The sequence below is a fragment of the Gilvimarinus gilvus genome (genome assembly GCF_030518155.1).
Classification (GTDB): domain Bacteria; phylum Pseudomonadota; class Gammaproteobacteria; order Pseudomonadales; family Cellvibrionaceae; genus Gilvimarinus; species Gilvimarinus gilvus.
Genome location: NZ_JAULRU010000172.1, coordinates 34,909 through 53,733 on the forward strand (window position 1 = coordinate 34,909; position 18,825 = coordinate 53,733).

Consider the following 18,825-nt stretch of genomic DNA (forward strand, 5'->3'; position numbering starts at 1 on the left):
GAGCGGGTTCGAATAAACGCTTGGGGCGCGAACTTTATCGGTTTTTTGCAGGTTCGACCTTAAAAGTAACCTGCTCGTACGACACACAGACAAGGTGATTTTATAGTGGTGATTGGCCACCATTTTGTGGCCATTCACTCAGCGTAATGCTGCTCACGAATAACGAAGTGACCAAATAATGGAGTCACCTATGAAAAAGCTATTGACTTACTGCCTGCCAGTAATGTGCCTCGGCGCCCCACTCGCGAGTGCCGACGCAGTGGAAGAACGTATCGACACCCTGCTTGAGACTATGACCATTGAGCAAAAAGTAGGACAACTCGCTCTGCGTGATTTTGGCACTTACAGTGCAGAACAAATACCGGCCCTTAAAGAACAGATTCGCCAGGGCGAGGTTGGCGGTTTTTTGAACGTTAATTTCTCCTCCGTTAACGACAACGCTTTTGCCGAGCTGCAAAAAATCGCCGTGGAAGAAAGCCCTCAGGGCATACCGCTGATTTTTGGCCAGGATGTCATTCACGGTTACGAAACCATTTTTCCCATACCGTTAGGCCAGGCGGCCAGCTGGAACCCAGCGCTGGTTAAAAAAGGCGCACGCATCGCCGCCGAAGAAGCAACAACTGATGGCATTCGCTGGACATTTGCCCCAATGATTGACATATCCCACGACCCGCGCTGGGGCCGAATTGCAGAAACTCTGGGAGAAGACCCTTTTTTGGCCTCCATATTGGGGGTCGCTATGACCGAAGGCTTTCAAACAGATGACCCTAGCCGCCCCGATGCCATGGCGGCCTCGGCAAAACACTTTATTGGTTATGGCGCAGCAGAAGCCGGGCGCGACTACAATGCCGCCTATATACCTGAAGCGAGATTGCGCGACACCTTCCTACCGCCATTCAAAGCAGCGGTAGACGCGGGGCTAATGACCATCATGAGCTCTTACAACACCCTGAACGACATTCCAGCTACCGCCAATCAGTACGCACTGAAAACTATCTTGCGAGACGAATGGGGGTTTGACGGATTTGTGGTCAGCGACTGGAATGCGGTCATGGAAATGTTACCTCACGGCTTTGCCCGAGACGCCAAACATGCCGCCGAGCTGAGTGCCAACGCGGGCATTGACTTTGAAATGTACACCGATACTTATCAGCAGCATCTGCCCCAGCTTATTAAAGAGGGAAAATTTACCGAGGCGAAGTTAGACCAGGCGGTCCGTCATATGCTTCGGGTCAAGATGCGCCTGGGCCTGTGGGAGAACCCTTACCCGAGGGGCAACCGCGAGGCGGTTATCCTTAGCGATGACCATCGACAAGCTGCACGTGAAGCTGCGCGGGAAAGCTTTGTTTTATTGAAAAATGACAATTCGATATTGCCACTTGCCCCAAAAACCAAGATTGCATTAATCGGCCCGTTGGCCAATGTACCCCATGAACAATTGGGCACATGGATTTACAATGGTAACAAGAAAGACTCAGTGCCCTTAGTACCGGCACTTGAACAACATCTTGGCGGAACCGATTCGTTTACCTTTGTTCAGGGACTGGAATACAGCCGCGACACATCGACAAAAGGGTTTGGTAAAGCCGTAGAGGCAGCACAACAAGCCGACGTTATCGTGTATGTGGGTGGTGAAGAATCTATTTTATCGGGTGAGGGGCACAGCCGCGGTGATATTGCATTGCCTGGGGCGCAACAAGAGCTGGTAAAAGCCTTAAGCGAAACGGGGAAACCTCTGGTGACCGTTATTATGGCAGGCCGTCCTATCGAGCTGGGCAAAGTACGCAGCCAATCCGATGCCATCATGATGGCATGGCACCCTGGCACTATGGCAGGCCCCGCTTTAGTTGATGTACTTTACGGAGAGTATTCCCCTGTGGGCCGCTTACCCATTACCTGGCCCAAGGGCGAAGGACAAATTCCCATTTATTACAATCGAATGGCAACTGGGCGCCCGGCCACTGATGACAATTACACTCTCATTGGTGAAATTGAACTAGGCGTATTCCAACACGGTCCCGGTAACTCATCGAACCACCTAGACTATGGTCATGAGCCCGAGTTCCCCTTTGGTTTTGGCTTGACCTACAGTGAATTTGAGTATTCCAATCTCGCTATTGCTAAATCGCGCATCGCCTTGGGAGAGACGCTTAAAGCCAGTGCCACCATCAAAAATACTGGCAAAGTAAAAACCACAGAGGTAGTTCAGCTGTATATTAGGGATTTGGTTGCATCACGTACTCGCCCCATTCGAGAGTTAAAAGGCTTTGAACGCGTAACACTTACACCGGGTGAATCTCGGGTCGTTGAATTTGAAATATCCACTGATGCACTCGCATTCCACAACCAAAAAATGGAAAAAGTCACTGAGGCTGGAGAGTTCGAATTGTGGATTGCCAAGGATGCAACATCAGGCTTAAAAGGTCGCTTTATTGTTTACGAGTAAACTGACGACGCCACCAACCTAACTTTTTGTTTAACAAACCCCCGACACGCCGGTTCCACCCGCATGTCGGGGATACACTTATATCAAGTATGGTTGAGACCGGCTGTTATCCTCACCCCATACCACTGTGTCATTAAAGCTTATTCTCCCCTCTTCACCATGACTTCCGGCAGTCTTGGTTCACAACTCGCAATGAATGCGCAACGATCTACTATATTTATGGGCAGCCATTAAGCGCCAGATAATATTTTATAGGGTAGTAATAAAGGCCGCACCGACGGTGCGCTATCATGAGCGGAGGGAAAGGGTGGAGATCACTTAGAAGGATATTTAAGGTTCTTAACCGTCAAGAAAAAGGGGCTCGTTGCCCAGAAGACAAAAGCCCAATGCCTGACAATATAAAAAGATAGTAATTCGAAACACTACCCCAAACGGAGTTCTATCAGTTTACTGCACAGAATCAAACCGCCATTTTTGATGAGATGACTGTGTGACGGTACCCGTGCGAATATTTGCGCCGTTGGCTGTACCGCCACCTGCTACTTCCAGAGCGTCGCCCAAAACCGAAGAAACTGTATAAAAACCATTCGGCTGACTTTCAATAAACCAGCGCTGATTACTGTTGCTCTGGCAGGACCATTGATGCACATTATCGCTGCCAGCATCGGCATCGAGACAAGAGCCACTATTAAGGCTGACCAGTTCATAGCTGCCATCGCTTAAAGGTTCGACCAGCCACTGCTGATTGAGACCGCCGGCATAATCCCACTGATGAACATTGGCACCATTTTGAGTAGATACCCCAGAGACATCCAGAACCTTGCCGCTGGCGTCGTTGGTAATAACATAGGTCCCAGCTTGTAAATCAGCGTTATCGGGTGTGCTTTGCGCGGTAAAGTCAACCCAATTGACATTAAAGCCGCCGCTCACAAAGTTAAAACGAACACTGTGGTCGCCGGCACTCAAAGTTATTGGCACCGCTATTGATTGCCAGTTCTGCCAACCACCCGTGGCGGGAATGTCGATGCCACCGACATTGCTACCATCAACTTCTATATTCATGCGACCACCACCATTTTGACTCGCCACCCGAGCGCTCACGGTAAAGTCGGTGTTCTCACTCACAGTCAGTTGATATTGCGTCCAGTCGCCGTTATCAATCCAGCCGATGTTGTCGCCTCCACCGCTGTCGGCTGTCGCCTCTGTCTGCACACCTTGCATAGCGCAATAGTTTTCTGCCTCTATTTTGGCAGGCAAGCTCAGAGTGGTACCAGCACACGGATCGACAGGATTCGGCTCGGATGCACCTGCTTCAAACGCTACCCAATTTAGATTGAAGCCACCGGTTAAGAAATCCAGGCGCAGGCGATGATCACCCGCGCTCAGCGTAACTTCCCGAGTCACTGTCTGATAGCTTTGCCAATCACCGGTTACCGGCGTGCTTACACTTGCGATTGAGGCACCGTCTACTTTGACATCTATTTGACCGGAGGTGGCTTGCCCTGCCGTGCGTAACTTTAGAGTATAAATACCGGTACTCGGTACATTAATATTGTATTCGCCCCAATCACCGGGGCTAATAAAACCCACATTTTGTCCACCATCGACATCACCTGTAGTTTCAGTTTGCAGGCTTGAGCTTTGGCAAAATGATTCCGCCTCTACTCTTCCAGGCAACTCAGTTATCGGTGCTGCGCCGCAGTCCGGCTGGACCACTTGAGCAGAGGGTGCTACAGCATCGTAAAAGCTCTGATGCCAGGTATGACTGGAGTGACCATTGCGAATGTTGTTCTGAGCAAAGTCAATCATTTCATCGAACAGATGAGTCGGAGGTGTCCCACCATTATTAATGAAAGCCTTAATGTCGTTATAAGCATTATTGGGCGGTATTGTCCACAGGGTTTTATCGTGTGACATTTTCTTAAAAGACCAGGGGAAATAACCCGACAACTCTTGTTTGGCCCAATCGGTTATAGCGGCCAGATTGCCAGGGTCGGTTTCGCCATACTCGCCAATAATGAGGGGGATATTCAAATTATTGGTAATATCTTCACGGCCACGCGTTGTGGAAACCGGACCATAGTGATGAATTTGATAGACCAAATTATTATCCCACTGGGCACTAACGCCTGTCTCGGCCTGAACCTGCGGATCGCTCCAGTCGATTTTGGTCAAATCCGATCCCCACCACGAACCTTCAGCGACAATGACATGATTTGAGTCCACCTCGCGAATCGCATCGCGCATTGCGATTAGTGAACCCAACAGTTCAAATTCACGGCCGGGCTGGGGAACAGGTTCATTTATTAAGTCGTAACCCCAAATTACCGATTCATTTTTATAGCGATCGGCAATATGTCGCCAAACCGAGCTGGCAATATTCACATTATTACCATCCCAGAACGTTACAGTATCGCGGGGCTGGCTGGCGTTAGAGTTAATGTTATCGGCGTGATCTCCCGGATTCTGGTATCCCGGCGCGGCATGCATATCCAACAGAACGTAAATTCCCTGATCACGACAAGCTTCAATTATTTGGTCAAAATATTGAAACCCTTTATTACTTAAGCTGCCGTTTTCCCAAAACATATTGTAGTGAAAAGGCACCCGAACCGAATTAAAACCCAGCGCTTTGAGATCGGCTATAGCCTTATTATCCACATAATTTAATCGCCATTGATGCTCAAACTCTTCAGCTTTAGAGGTACTGCCGAACGCTTGAGAAAGGGAATCAAAAAATTGCGAGTGGGTTCGATAGTTAAAATCCCCCATCATCAAGTAGCCTTCCCACAACAGCCAGTTACCAAGATTGATACCGCTTAAGAAAAGCTCGTCACCATTTTCATCGACAATCTTGGTGCCTTGTGTCGATACATATTGGGCCTGGCTAACCGTACTGAACATAACTCCACTTAGAAGTAGGGCCCAAAAGGCCCATTTTTTCGCACTTATATATAGATTGAATAAGCATTTTCGATTATTCGCTTTATGCTTCATCTCTAGCCTCATTTTATTCATTATGTGTTTGGCGAAGCGTCATAAGTCACTGATACTACGAAACAGATAAAGGTCGATCATGCAGCTTAATGAGCCTGAGCAAACCTAGCCTGCTTCAGCCACAAACTCAAAACCCGTCGCACAAAGAGTGCACGCCGTCCCTTGGATCGGGGCGGCGTGACATTCTGGGTTAAGGGTTTTTGATCTCAAACCAGTTTAAGTTCCACTGGTTATCGACCGAGCGTAAACGCAGCGTTGATCGCCCTTCAGGAAGCTCCACATCGAAGCTAAGAGTCTGATAAGACTGCCAACCACCGGTATTTGGTACCGTAACAGTGGTTAATACTTGATCGGCGACAATTACTTCAAACTGTACGCTACCCACCTGACTGGCCAGACGAAAATCCATTACGTAAGAGCCAGCGGAAGGTACATTAATGTCATAATCGACCCAGTAGCCGCTCTCAAAGCTTCCGATATTAAAGCCGCCGCCTTCATCACCAGCGGATTCAGTTTGCACACCAGGATGTGCCGCGGAGTAACTCTCGGCTTCAATTTTTGTCGGCACTGTATAGAAGGTTTCACCACTTGCCATGATTTCACTGGCGTAGCCTTCATCGGTGTCATTAAAGGCTGCGACATAATAGTAATAAGTGGTATCGGCGCTCACGGTATCGTCGTTGTAACGGTTGGCCTCGACGGTTGCGATCTCCTCAAAACCGGAGCGAGGCGCCAACGAACGGTATACTTTGTAGCCTACCACTTCGCCTTCGGCACTATCCCAACTTAGCGCTACATTGGAATCACTGACATCGAGCACCAAGTTGCTGGCTTTACCCGGAATATTGGTAAATATTGTTGCAGGCTCTTCCGACGTCAGCGACTTTTTAACCCAGTGGTTAACGACATAGTCCATTTCATCTATGGCAAAGAAGCTGAAGTACTCTTCAATTTCTTCAATAGAAGATGAATTAACGTTGACACTGGGAATGGCTCGACCGGTGACATCGACCCACTCTTGTGGCATATCAGGCACCAAATAGATTTCGGCCCAAGTATCACTACTGCCTAAATCCGTAAATTTTCCCGACAAGGTGTAAGACTCGCCACCTTCCACTTCAACCGCTTGATAAATCAGCGCATGGCTGCCTGCCGGTGATGTAACACGCAGGGCTTCACCGCTATCACTGCCAGCAAATTCACCCGCTGAATAGCCGAACTCATAATTTCGGGGATCGCCCCACAGTGATACCTCGGTCCAGCTGGACTCGGCCCCAGAGCCAAACTCACCATTTACGATAATGTTGGTTCCATCTGAGTCTTTATTGAGTTGGATACTGTCGTAAACGACATCGACACCATTAAAACCACCGGTTTTAATGACTAGGTACATGGTTTTTGTACCTTCCCCCTCGTAAGGCGTTGTGCTACTGGCCGGCACATCACAAGCATTGGCAAAGGTAGACTCCCAGCCTGCACAGCCCCAGGTTTGGGCCTTGGTAATAAGTTGATCGCCATTGTTCGTAACATAGCCCCAGGTACCATTGCCCAAGCCACCAGACGCGGTTGCGACTTTATACGACCAAGCGGTGCCCGCCCAGTTGAGGTCATTGTAAGTATCGAAGGTGGCGCGGGTGATTTCACCACCCATTTCACCTAACCCATTCCAGGGCTGCATTTCTCCAACGAGCATAGGCGTATAGACTTTGCGAGCTCTGTTGGCCCAATCGCACACGCCTGAGTCACCGTTTTCACCGCAGGTCAGCCAATCGCGGTGTACGTTGTAACCAATTTCACCCCAGCCAAATAAGCCCGGATAAAAGTGCGGTTCAAAAGCAACGTTTTCCATGCCGTAATCCATAGGATCACCATAAGCGGATATACCGTCGGCGTTGTGCCCCGCAAGTATGACGACATGCTCTTCATCATGAGCTCGTATTGCATCGTATAGCTCAACTGAGAAATCTCGTAAAGTTGCCGAATCTGTTCCCCAGGGCTCGTTTAGCAACCCATAACCAGCTACGGTAGCTTCACCTTGATAATGCTTAGCAATCTCACCCCAAAGCCATTTGGTTCGCTCTTGATACGAGTCATTGCTCCACAGTTCGTTTTGCCCTTCACAACCGGTATGTTGCTCGACGCCTTGGCCTCCGACAGCACCGTGCAAGTCCAGCACTACATAGATTTCGCGCTTTTTAGCTTCGGCCACGGCCCAATCTAAATACTCCCAGGCATCGTCTTTCAACGTCATGGGCGCATCATCATTCTCGATCAGACTGTAGGGAAAAGGAACGCGCACCACGTTAAACCCAGCTTCGGCAATCACATCCCAATCGGCTTCGGTGAACCAGCTGTCGCGGTGTAGTTTTATTAATCGATCTTTTTCAGCCTCGCCAAAACGCTCTGTCAAGGTCTCTTCCAACGAGCACTGGTCGGGGATGTTCTCACCCAAGGGGTTATCCCCATTGTCAAACATCCACAGCTCCATGCTCAGCCAGTTACCGATATTAATACCGCGCAGGGATACTTTTTGTTCATTCTGATTCACCCACATGGTGCCATCGGCTTTGAGAGCGGTATAACTTTCCGTACCAGCGACGGGAGACTCTACCGCGGGCGGAACAGGGGTCACAGTTTCAGGGCCGCTTCCGCCACAGGCACTCAACCCAAGTACGGCACTAAGCACTAGCGTGCTAACTGCCATGTGACTGGAGTTGAATTGTCTTTTTGTACGAGCGCCAAACATTGAAGTTTTCATTATCTGTTACCTTTTATAATTCACATCTTTGTCGATTAGTCTGGTGCCAAGTCGAGAGGCTTAGCACCAGTGGCGATTTCATTTACTAGAAGCTTGCGTTGACTCTTACACCGTAGGTGCGCGGCGGCGCATAGCGCCCGGGAAAACCGGCAGCGGTGTTGTTATCGACAGAGGCGCTGGATTTGGTCATCTCATCAGTGGCGTTATTGACAAACACATCCACCGACCAGCTATCGCCCGGATCAAGCGTAAGGCCAAGATTCACTTTGGTATAAGCATCTTGTCCAGCGGGGTTGCCCCAGTAAAAGCCGGTTTGCTCTTCATCATTAATAATATTATTGATAGGAGCGCCATTTTCATTTTGATCGCGGAAGAACGTCTCATCCACATAGCGCACATTGACGCGAGGTGTAATTAGGCCAATAGCTGTTTCAAAGTCCCAACGCAAAGTCGTATTGAGGTTAAATTCAGGGGACTGGGGTAACTTATTCCCTGCCAGATCGTAGAAGCCTGTAGGTTCACCATCAGGACCAATAATGGGTGTTAAATTGGTGCCGTAGCCAGCACCATCGACGACATAATCGGTGTACTCGGCATTCAGGTAACCACCACTGATATCCAGCTGACCACCGCTGCCAATCATCCAGGTAAGCTCGGCCTCAACCCCGGAAATTTCAGCACCCGCCACGTTCGAGTTCACGATCTGGTTTAGATCTTCGTCGAAGCCCGAACGAATTAGATCGTCATACTCCATAAAGAAAGCCGCGGTATTCAACCGGAAAGAACCCGTTTGATACTTGTAACCGACCTCGTAACTGGTGCTGCTTTCAGGGTTAGTCGCCTGTCCGCCGTCCTGAATCACACCCGCGCGATAGCCGGTGCTAACGCTAGCGTAAACCATAGAATCGTCCCAATCGTAACTAGCCCGAGCCAGATACGTCAGTTGATCATCCTCACTTTCCACGTCGTTGCGTAGAGTAGCCGCACACTGGCCTCGAGTGCGCTCGCGACCGGTGTAATCGTCTAAACCGTCTGCGCCCTCTCCTCCTGTGGTGTTATTAAGGAAGTCTTCGAATACGGATAGATTCTCTCCTCCCAGAGTTGGGCGAATAAATTCGTTCTCACAATCTTGAATGTTTCGGCCACCGCGATCGTACTTAAGGTCGTCGGTATAGCGAACGCCCCCGGTAATTGAAAACTGATCCGTCAGATGCCAGGTTGCCTGCGCATAAGCGGCTCCCGACTCGGTGCCACGTGCGGGCTGAATAAACGTGTTGCCCCCCTGCAACCAGCTGCCTTGACCATCAAAGTCAAACCGAATCGAGGTTTCCTCTTCAAAGTAATAGGCACCTATTACCCAATCAATGACCTCGCCTTCAATATTCTGCAATTTGATTTCGTGGCTTTCGGCGGTGGAGTCTTGGTATTCCGTACGGCCCTCTTGAAAACGAGAGGTAATACCACCATCCTGATCCACCACCTGCTCGCGGTGTAAATCACTAATACCTGCAATATATTGAAGGTTGAGATTGTCGCTGATATCAAAGTTCACCGTAGAGCGCCAAACGTCGCTCTGTAGCTCTAGCGAAACGGGAGAATCGATAAACGAATCAAAATTGTCTTGTTCTACCAATACTGGGTTAAGCAATATGCCATTGTTGCCATTATCGGTGAAAGTCTCGTAAGACACAGTCCAGGACAGACTATCGGTGGCATCCCATAAACCGGTAATACGCGCTGAGCGCACATCCGTATTATTCAGTTTTAAACCCACATTGGCGGTACGGCCCGTGGAAAGACCCGAGAAGTTATGCTCGCTGCCGCGGGGGTCTTCGCTAATCGCATTGACCCAACCATCGTCTTGGTCTGAGTAACCGGCTACCCGGAATGATAAGTTGTCCAATACCGGTAAAGTGACAGCGCCTGAAACTTGCTGGCGATTATAGCTGCCGTAGGTAGTCTGGAAGTTACCTTCAAACTCGTGGCCTGGCTTAACGGTTTGCAGCAACAAGGCGCCACCGGTGTTGTTGCGGCCGAACAAAGTGCCTTGGGGACCACGCAACACCTGTACATTTTCCAGATCGTACATCAACGCCAGGGCGCCCTGAGCACGTGCGGCATATACGCCATCAACGTACACGCCAACGCCCTGATCACCGGTTTCAGTGGGGTTATTGGTACCAACACCGCGAATGTAAATCTTGATGTCCGATTGCTCTTCCTGCCCGGTAACCATCAGGTTAGGGACGAAGCCGCTCATATCCGTTACATCTAAAATGTCATTTTCGGTCAAAGCAGCTTGGGATAATGCAGTAACCGCTATGGGCGTAGATTGTAGATCGGCAGGACGGCGCTCTGCCGTTACCAATACCTCTTCTAACATACCCACTTGGGTAGATTGCCCGGGGTTATCTTGAGCATGAACTTGCGTTATGTGACCCGCCGCGGCAATAATGCCCACAGCCATCGCCAAAGGATTTTTAAGGTGCATAGCTTTTATTCCTCTCGATTATAGTCGTTATTCTTGTTTGCCGTTCCTTCCGACAGGTTGGTGTAAGGACTTAATACCTACCGGAGAAGGGGCTGCTTCTGTTTCGATCAGCCACCCGCTATTATGTTTGAGCAATTTGCATCAAATGGCTGATTGGTACTAGGTTATGTTCAGCTGGGCAAGACGTCGTTCGGGTAGGATCAGCAATAAGTTCGAATAAATAATTGGGCGCAATGCTAGGTATTAATATCGGCTCATACAGGGTTCGAATTAATTCGAACCCCTTGCCACCACTGCTTTTGGTGAGTTAAAGTTGGGCTCTCAATAACTCAAAAAATCAGCGTATCCTGACATAAATTCAGTAATTTAAACGTGTAATTCAGCCCCGATCCGGCACCAACCCCATAGAAATTGGCGCTTGGTGGGCATAATAATCAGAAACCAATACCCCATGGATACAGTGCTTTTTAATTTCCACGACCTGGTGTTAATCCTAACGGCATTCGAATGCTTGTTATTTGCTCTTCTGCTGAGTGCCACCAACCAAAAGAGGGTTCTGAGCACCGCTTTTTTTGTCGGTTTTTTAATCTGTCACATTTTTATTCCGCTGCACGAGCTCACCTTTTGGGGCAAGCAGTTTAGAATATGGCTGCTGGATATATCACCCAATCTGTTCTTTTTGGGCAGCTACGCCTATTTTGTAGACGGGCCATTACTGTACCTTTTTGTTAGATCACTACTGTACAAAGACTTTAAGCTGCGTCGTATCCATCTACTTCACGCCCTACCGGTGGCCCTGTATTTTTTTCATATGTTGGTATCGTTTTACCTGCAAAGTTACGAGCGCCGCGAAATGCTGGTCGAAACTCAACATATTGCCTATTCCGCGCCTTATCTATACTTTGATGCCGCTGGACGCTTTATACGTGTTATTTACGCCATACTATGCCTTAAGCTGGCCTTCACTTACGGCGAGCAACTTAAAAACGTGTTTGCCAACCTGAATAAGCGTGATCTTGCATGGCTAAAAGTCATGTTAGTAAGCTTTTTAGGACTCTTTGCCTGGGAGGCAGTCTTACTCACCCTCAAGCTGTACGGGAACGCTACGGATAACTTCAACTTAGACTTACTCAATGTTATTGGCCTATCCGGCTACTATTTAACTTTTTTTATGCTCAATCTCCTGATTGGACTAAAGTTCACATTATTTACTTCAGTAGCGGCCATCAACGAGTCGTCCCCCTCACCGGCAGCGCATGAAAATTTGCCAACAGAAGACAAAACGCACGTAGAATCCATTAAACAAACCATGCTGCAGACTAAAATTTATACTGAACCGGATATTACGATTGATCAGCTGGCGGCAACGTTAAAACTTCCCACGAAACGTCTATCTCAGATCCTAAAACAAGATTTTCATGCTAACTTTTACGAATTTATTAACAGTTATCGTGTAGAAGATGCCAAACAACAGTTAAGGGATCCTGCCGGCGCAAGCAAAACAATCACTGAAATATATTACGAGGTGGGATTTAATAGTAAATCTGTATTTAACACCTTTTTTAAACGGAAAGAAGGTTGTACACCGAGCCAGTATCGCAATAAGAATACTGTTCCGGTTTCGGCTCAAGAAGATAACAACAACTTCATACCTTAAACCATCAACCCTTGCCTCTCATTTTGCAACAATCATTACAATTCACAGTTATAAAGTGGCTTGCCCTCACCTAGCGAGCCTGTGGTAATACTCAAGGGGCGGCACAAAACATGCACTCTTGTTTTTTAAATAGTTAATGACTTTATCAAATTTAGTAAAGCTGTCCTCGCTCCACCTATCTAGATGCCCTTGACCACTACAATGCAACAGCAGATACAAAAATTTACAACTACGATAAGCCGCGAAAAACTACTGAACGAGACCGTACTTATCGAGTTATCCAAATGATTATTTGGCCCCCTTTCTAGGCATACCCCAGAGAAGCGAGCGTCTTGACAGTAGAGCCATACCTATACCGAAGGGTTTTGCTCCAGCACGTCGAAAATGATGTCATCGGACTGACTGTAGGGATTTCCAATAGCAGTGAGCGCTATACCAACTACCATCTTATCCGCAAACAAAGGGCACTCGGTCCATTTTCATCAAACATCACCGCTGGTTGACGGCGTTGAAACAAACATCTGCTTCGAGCTGCCACATCTTAATACTTCCACACCGAAATTTAGCCTGCTCATATAACTAAAACATCAAGATATATCCAACTATAGCGCCCCACAAAAAGTTTACCAAAATGTATACATATTGGACTTCTTGTGTTGTAGAATCCGACTTGAACACTGGTAATTACCTATTTTTAATAACAGCCCCTGCCCCCAGTATCCGCCAAAGGCGGAACAGCTCAGCATCTATATAGGCCTGAGCTGCGGATACGGAGCGATTGATTCTGATAGCCACCACATGGCCCAGCGCCATTTTTGGCGATGACACCCACGGCTATTGATTAATGACGTATAGACGACACACCCCGGAGTAGACCTATGCCCAAAACAAATTCAAAGACCATCGCGTTAATTCTGGCGGTAACGCTATGCACTGCATGCTCGGGCTCGGGCTCTGATTCGTCAGGTTCTGGTAGCTCATCGACTCCCACTTCTTCAAGCTCCTCAGCGGCATCGAGCAACGCATGCTTGGCAAGTGGCCGGCTTGTCGTAAGCGCGGTGAGCGACGATGGAAGTCACGACGGGCACGCACCAGAGAATGCTGTAGATAGCAGCTTTGACCGTGACTCGCGCTGGTCCTCACTGGGTGATGGTAAAATATTGCACTTGGATATGGGGACGCAAGCCACGATCAGCGAAGTTAAGACTTCATGGCTAGATGCAGATACGCGCACAGCATTCTATGAAGTTGAAAGCTCTGCAGACAACGATAACTGGAGCACTCTTGTAGCAAACGGCCAATCTAACAGCACCGAGCTGTTCGCTGTGGATTCGTTTGACCCTGTTGAAGCTCGCTACGTGAGAATTATAGGCAGGGGAAATTCTGAGAATACCTGGAATAGCCTGCTTGAGGTAGAAATACACGGCTGCAATGGCATCGAGCCAATTTCTGCCCAACCGAGTGGCGCACCGCTCGCGAGCACACTCGACCCCGGCCTCCCTCCTTCCGATAATTTCGACCTTTCACGCTGGTATATCAGCATCCCCACGGATGAGGACGGCAACGGTCGCGCCGACAATATTAAAGAAAATGAACTGAACGACGGCTACGAGCAACCTGATTTTTTCTATACCGGTGCTGACGGAGGATTGGTTTTTCGCGTCGGCCCCACGGGGTTTAAAACTTCGACCAATACCAGCTACACGCGCGTTGAGCTGCGTGAAATGTTAAGGGCAGGCAACACCAGCATCAGCACTCAGGGAGTGAATAGAAACAATTGGGTATTCGGCAGTGCGCCAGCCTCCGACCGCGCCGCTGCCGGAGGCGTAGATGGTAATATGCGGGCCACCCTAGCTGTTAATAGGGTTTCGACAACGGGTGAAGCCTATCAAATTGGGCGCGTCATTGTCGGCCAAATACACGCTAACGATGACGAGCCAATTCGCCTGTACTACAGAAAACTGCCCGGCAACACCAATGGTTCGCTTTACTTTGCTCACGAGTTAAATGGTGGCGACGATATCTGGCATGAACTGATCGGAAGCCGGTCAAATAGTGCGCCAAACCCTTCTGACGGCGTTGCTCTCAATGAACAATTTAGCTACGAAATTGATGTTGAAGGCAATATGCTGAGCGTTTTTATCTACCGAGTGGGTAAAGAGACCGTTAGCAAAACGATAGATATTAGCAGTAGCGGTTACGACGAAGGCGGCCAATATATGTACTTTAAAGCTGGGGCCTATAACCAAAACAACAGTGGCGAGGAAGACGATTATACTCAGGTGACGTTCTACGCCCTGGAACACTCACACCAATAAGCACGAAACAGCCTGTTCGCCAAGTGGGCAATGCCTGGTAAGACAAACTCAGCTACCCGGCATAGCCCCAAAGCCCGCCCCCCCTCAACCGCTTAGCTATCGGCGTAAAAAATAGCGATTCCCAGCCCTATTCATGCTCACTAGCCACATTGGTTAACCAATCCTTATGTGTTGGTTATTGATTCTGCTCATAAAGCCCGAAAAAACCACTATCGCGTTGTTTTATAACAATAAATTAGGGTCTGGCGAGGATTGCTTCATTACTTCTGACCATCTCCATCTTGTATTTCGCGCAATACCCTGAAGAAATTGACGAACTTTTCTACCAAACCCCTTGCATAATGTAGCCATTTTGGTTGACAATATTATCTGCCATATGTATTTAAATTGGGCGGCAAAAAGCACCAACTCGAATATAATCAATATAAGAGGCATTCCCGGAGGAACTTCATGCAGTATAAAAATAAGCGAATCAACTCAACTAGCAGGCAGAATGGTTTTAAAAAAACGGCATTGGCCGCCACTCTCGCTGCAGTATCATGCGCTCACTTAACATACGCACAAGAGTCCGCAGGCAGCGCTAACTCTGAAATGCTCGAAGAAGTCATCGTAAAGGGTGCCCGAGCAACGATTCAAACAACTATCGACATCAAGCGAAATTCAACAACCATCGTCGATGGGATGTCGGCCAACGATATTGGTGATATGCCGGCACTTTCCATTGGTGAAGCACTCGAGTCCATCACGGGCGCCTCTTCACACCGCGAAAATGGTGGTGCCACTGAAATTTCGATTCGAGGCCTTGGCCCTTACCTGAGCGCAACTACATTTAATGGACGCAACGCCTCAAATGGCAGCGGAGACCGCTCGGTTAACTTTTCTCAATTTCCGTCAGAGCTTATCAACAAACTGGCGATTTATAAGACTCAGGACGCCAGCCTAATTGAAGGCGGCGTAGCGGGCTTAATTGCACTGGAAACCGTTAAACCTCTGGAATTCGGCAAGCCTCGCCTGCAGGTTGAGGCCAAGGCTGGATACCAACCGAACCAGCAAAACATCACCGATTCAATGTCTGGCGATGTAGGCTTTCGTGGTAGCGCCAGTTACGTTGATCAGTTTGAATTTGACAACGGTATGGCCTTGGGTATTTCTTTGGGGTACGAACAAAGTGATATTGCGCAACCAGAGTCTGAAATGCGTGCTTCAAGCCCGAGCGGCAGCTCCCTGTTCGCATGTATTAATGACCCTACTGTTACCAACCGGGGCTACTACCAGCCCTCAGCTGGCGACTGCGAAGACCCAACCGATGGGCCTTCAAATTCGGGCGATTACAATACGGAAATCAACCCTGACACTGGCGAAGCTTACGATGCAGGCAAAGACTATGCGTTTGCTCCGAGCTCTAATAGCTACCGCCAGAACGATACTTCTGATGAGCGCGAAGCTTTCTTTGCCGCCGTTCAGTTTCAGCCCAATGACAAGACTGATATCAACATTGACTATCAGACATCTGAGCGAATTCAGGCGGAAAAGCGTCACGATCTGAACTTTGCCAACCAAAAGCGCACAACGCCCGGCGTCACTCCGGAAAATCTAGTGGTTAGCGACACAGGCGCGATTACCAACTGGGTAGGTGAAACGGCAATCGAATCCAACAGCGAACTTTATCGTCGCGACGAGGACTACACCGGGTATGGCGTCAATGTAGCCTATGCTCTGACTGACGAGCTGACGATTTCGGCGGATTACTCGTTCTCTGAAACAACCCGCATTGAAAACCAGATGCTACTTCGCACACAGTCAGATAACCGAAATGTTTTCGCGGAAGAAGTTTCACAGTACCGACCACTGGTACAGTGGGATCGCGACTCTGGTATTCGCCAGTATCAAATCACAGGGTTTGATATCACCGACCACACACTATTCTCCGATCGCTATCGCGCCCGTATCGACAGCGACGTTGATCGCACCAACACCATCGAAGCCTTCCGTGCAGATTTCGACTGGCGGCTGGATGGGGCTATCACAGCAATCAAGGGCGGGGTTCGTTTCTCTGAGCTCGAATACCTGGACATGGGCCCTACGGTTCGAAACGAGTTTGAAGTTACGATTGGCGAGCACGAGTTTCTATCTCAAGTAAACCAAACCTGTGCCATCGAATTCCCCGAAAGTGATTTTATGGCTACCGAGCGTGACGGAGCCCTCTTCACGATTCTTGATGACCAAGGCAATATCGCTAAAGAAGTTAATAGTTGGGCCACCTTTGATACCGCCTGCGCCGTATCTATGCTTGCAGAGCATACCGATAACAGCACAGATTTCCCCGAAATGCCCGAGTCGAAAGCCGGCACCACCGACGTTACCGAAACCACGAATGCCGCCTATATAATGGCAGATTTCGATAGCGACTTTATGAGCAAAACTATTCGCGGTAACTTTGGCTTGCGAGTTGTTCAAACAGATGTGACATCTATTGGCTACCGTACGCCATACACAATTGCAACCTCAGACAACGATATCCTCTCGCTCGTGCCCGTTGAAGGCGCAGATTTGGAGCGCGTTGAAGCCGGTGGCGACTATACCGAAGTGCTCCCCAGCATTAATCTGATTGTAGACTTGCGCGAAGATCTCATGCTGCGCGGCGCGATATATCGCGGCCTATCCCGACCCGAGCCTGCCGACATGAGCTATCAGCGTGGCTTTACAGTGAGCAGCGAAGAAGACATTACCGAGCTTGACGAACTTATTCAGAATGTTAGCGGCGATGGCAATCCCAACCTGCAGCCTCTCACATCCTGGAGCTTTGATACGGCAATTGAATGGTATCCAAACCAAGACACCATGCTCGCCTTCGGTCTTTACCATAAAGAATTCCAAGGTGGTTTTGAAACGACACGAACCACCGAAGAGTTCTTGATTGATGGTCAGGTGGTGCCGGCGGATTTTGATCTAACGAAAACCAATGAAGACGCCAGTAGCCTGACAGGCTTCGAAGTGACTGCAACCCACAACTTTTCTTATTTACCCGGCTTCTTAAGTGGATTCGGTTTCAAGGCCAGCTATAACTATGCAGACTCTGACTTCGAATTTGAGGACAGTAACTACGGCGATCTAACTGTGCGTGATGACGAAGGAAATGTCGTTTATGAAACTGACGGCATTGTAGAGCCAGGAAACGTTCCTGGCTTCTCAGATCACGTGTTTTCGGGCCAACTTTATTACTCAGTGGGTGAGTTTGATGCCAGCCTAATTTACAAATACCGCAGTGAATACTTCCAGCCTTACACCAGCAATGGTACTCGTCTTCGCTTTGTGGGTGATACCGGCGTATGGGAAACACGTCTGTCCTACTACATTACGGACAATGTTCGCTTGAGTCTTGAAGGTATTAACTTATTCGACGAACCTAAGCGTCAATACCACTACACCCGTGACAATTTGGGTGAAGTGAATAGCTACGGTCCTCGCGTGTTCTTTGGCGTAAAAGCCAAGTTTCTATAAGCCGTCTTCCCCGCCGTCCTTAAGGGGCGGCTATATTTTTGGCCCGCGATACTCGCGGGCTCTTTTTATCCCCATCCGTCTTACTCTCCATTATCTGTACTTATTGCTGAGTCAATACTCCGTTCCTTTACCAGGAATAGCCAGGTTTCCAGTTAATTGTGGCGAACGAAGCGGACCATAGCAGTAGTCCTACGCCGCATTTGAACTGACTAAATACATGCGGAGCAACGTATAGCCGGTTCACACTGCCCCCTCATAAGCGCCCCGTTACGGTTTCGCCTAAGACAACACATTCGCACTCCTCTTCCGCTAAAGCGCTGCAAGTGACACTGATTGTTAGCAGGCAACATTTCCTAGAGAAACATTGCGATCTAGAAAAGTCGCTTTGTGCCGCTTCACATCAACGTCCGTTACACCATTACCCGAGATCATTGAACAACCAATATTAGGTCTATAGCCCGCAAAATAATGGGGTTTGTAACTCGTACCGTTTAAGTAGAATATTTTATTCTGAGTAGAATGGCACTTACTTAAGCTTTTTCGGATGACCACTCTTTCTGACTTCTTCGCGTGCTTGATCTCTTGGTTTTAACAGTAGTGGGAACGGTTTTGGCCTTCTCTTGACGGCTCGGGGCTCTATACGCCTAGGTCGATTAC

7 protein-coding genes are annotated in these 18,825 nt (G+C 48.7%); 4 read left to right on the forward strand and 3 right to left on the reverse strand.

All coding sequences use genetic code 11. The annotated features are described in order from the left end of the window. The first annotated feature begins 190 nt into the window (after positions 1-190). Positions 191-2,446, forward strand: a complete 2,256-nt coding sequence (gene bglX / locus QWI17_RS01470) for a beta-glucosidase BglX (protein WP_302720715.1) — start codon at positions 191-193, stop codon at positions 2,444-2,446. Positions 2,447-2,893: 447 nt separating this feature from the next. Here bglX and QWI17_RS01475 read toward each other — a convergent pair whose 3' ends face one another. The 3 genes from QWI17_RS01475 to QWI17_RS01485 all read right to left on the reverse strand — a co-directional run bounded on the left by QWI17_RS01475 (position 2,894) and on the right by QWI17_RS01485 (position 10,692). Then, on the reverse strand, positions 2,894-5,350 hold the full coding sequence (locus QWI17_RS01475) for a carbohydrate-binding protein (protein WP_302720716.1): 2,457 nt from the start codon (positions 5,348-5,350) through the stop codon (positions 2,894-2,896). 283 nt (positions 5,351-5,633) lie between these two features. Beyond that, the gene (locus QWI17_RS01480) at positions 5,634-8,201 is read right to left on the reverse strand and encodes a carbohydrate-binding protein (RefSeq protein WP_302720717.1); all 2,568 of its coding nucleotides are present in this window, start codon (positions 8,199-8,201) and stop codon (positions 5,634-5,636) included. 85 nt (positions 8,202-8,286) lie between these two features. Then, entirely contained in the window at positions 8,287-10,692 is a 2,406-nt protein-coding gene (locus tag QWI17_RS01485) for a TonB-dependent receptor (protein WP_302720718.1), read from the reverse strand. Positions 10,693-11,143: 451 nt separating this feature from the next. On the opposite strand from QWI17_RS01485, the gene QWI17_RS01490 reads away from it, so the two are divergent. The 3 genes from QWI17_RS01490 (at position 11,144) to QWI17_RS01500 (ending at position 18,168) form a co-directional block, all read left to right on the forward strand. Next, positions 11,144-12,349: a helix-turn-helix domain-containing protein gene (locus QWI17_RS01490; protein ID WP_302720719.1), complete on the forward strand. Its 1,206-nt coding sequence runs from the start codon at positions 11,144-11,146 to the stop codon at positions 12,347-12,349. 878 nt (positions 12,350-13,227) lie between these two features. Then, positions 13,228-14,667, forward strand: a complete 1,440-nt coding sequence (locus QWI17_RS01495) for a polysaccharide lyase family 7 protein (protein ID WP_302720720.1) — start codon at positions 13,228-13,230, stop codon at positions 14,665-14,667. Positions 14,668-15,117: 450 nt separating this feature from the next. Further along, positions 15,118-18,168 carry a TonB-dependent receptor gene (locus QWI17_RS01500; RefSeq protein ID WP_302720721.1) on the forward strand — a complete coding sequence of 1,017 codons (3,051 nt, stop codon included), beginning with the start codon at positions 15,118-15,120 and terminating at the stop codon, positions 18,166-18,168. The last annotated feature ends 657 nt before the right edge of the window (positions 18,169-18,825 follow it).

What these genes read in the sequence shown, in the direction of transcription:
- bglX (WP_302720715.1), top strand. Translation starts at nt 191, where the DNA reads ATGAAAAAGCTATTGACTTACTGCCTGCCAGTAATGTGCCTCGGCGCC.
- QWI17_RS01475 (WP_302720716.1), bottom strand. Translation starts at nt 5,350, where the DNA reads ATGTTCAGTACGGTTAGCCAGGCCCAATATGTATCGACACAAGGCACC.
- QWI17_RS01480 (WP_302720717.1), bottom strand. Translation starts at nt 8,201, where the DNA reads ATGAAAACTTCAATGTTTGGCGCTCGTACAAAAAGACAATTCAACTCC.
- QWI17_RS01485 (WP_302720718.1), bottom strand. Translation starts at nt 10,692, where the DNA reads ATGCACCTTAAAAATCCTTTGGCGATGGCTGTGGGCATTATTGCCGCG.
- QWI17_RS01490 (WP_302720719.1), top strand. Translation starts at nt 11,144, where the DNA reads ATGGATACAGTGCTTTTTAATTTCCACGACCTGGTGTTAATCCTAACG.
- QWI17_RS01495 (WP_302720720.1), top strand. Translation starts at nt 13,228, where the DNA reads ATGCCCAAAACAAATTCAAAGACCATCGCGTTAATTCTGGCGGTAACG.
- QWI17_RS01500 (WP_302720721.1), top strand. Translation starts at nt 15,118, where the DNA reads ATGCAGTATAAAAATAAGCGAATCAACTCAACTAGCAGGCAGAATGGT.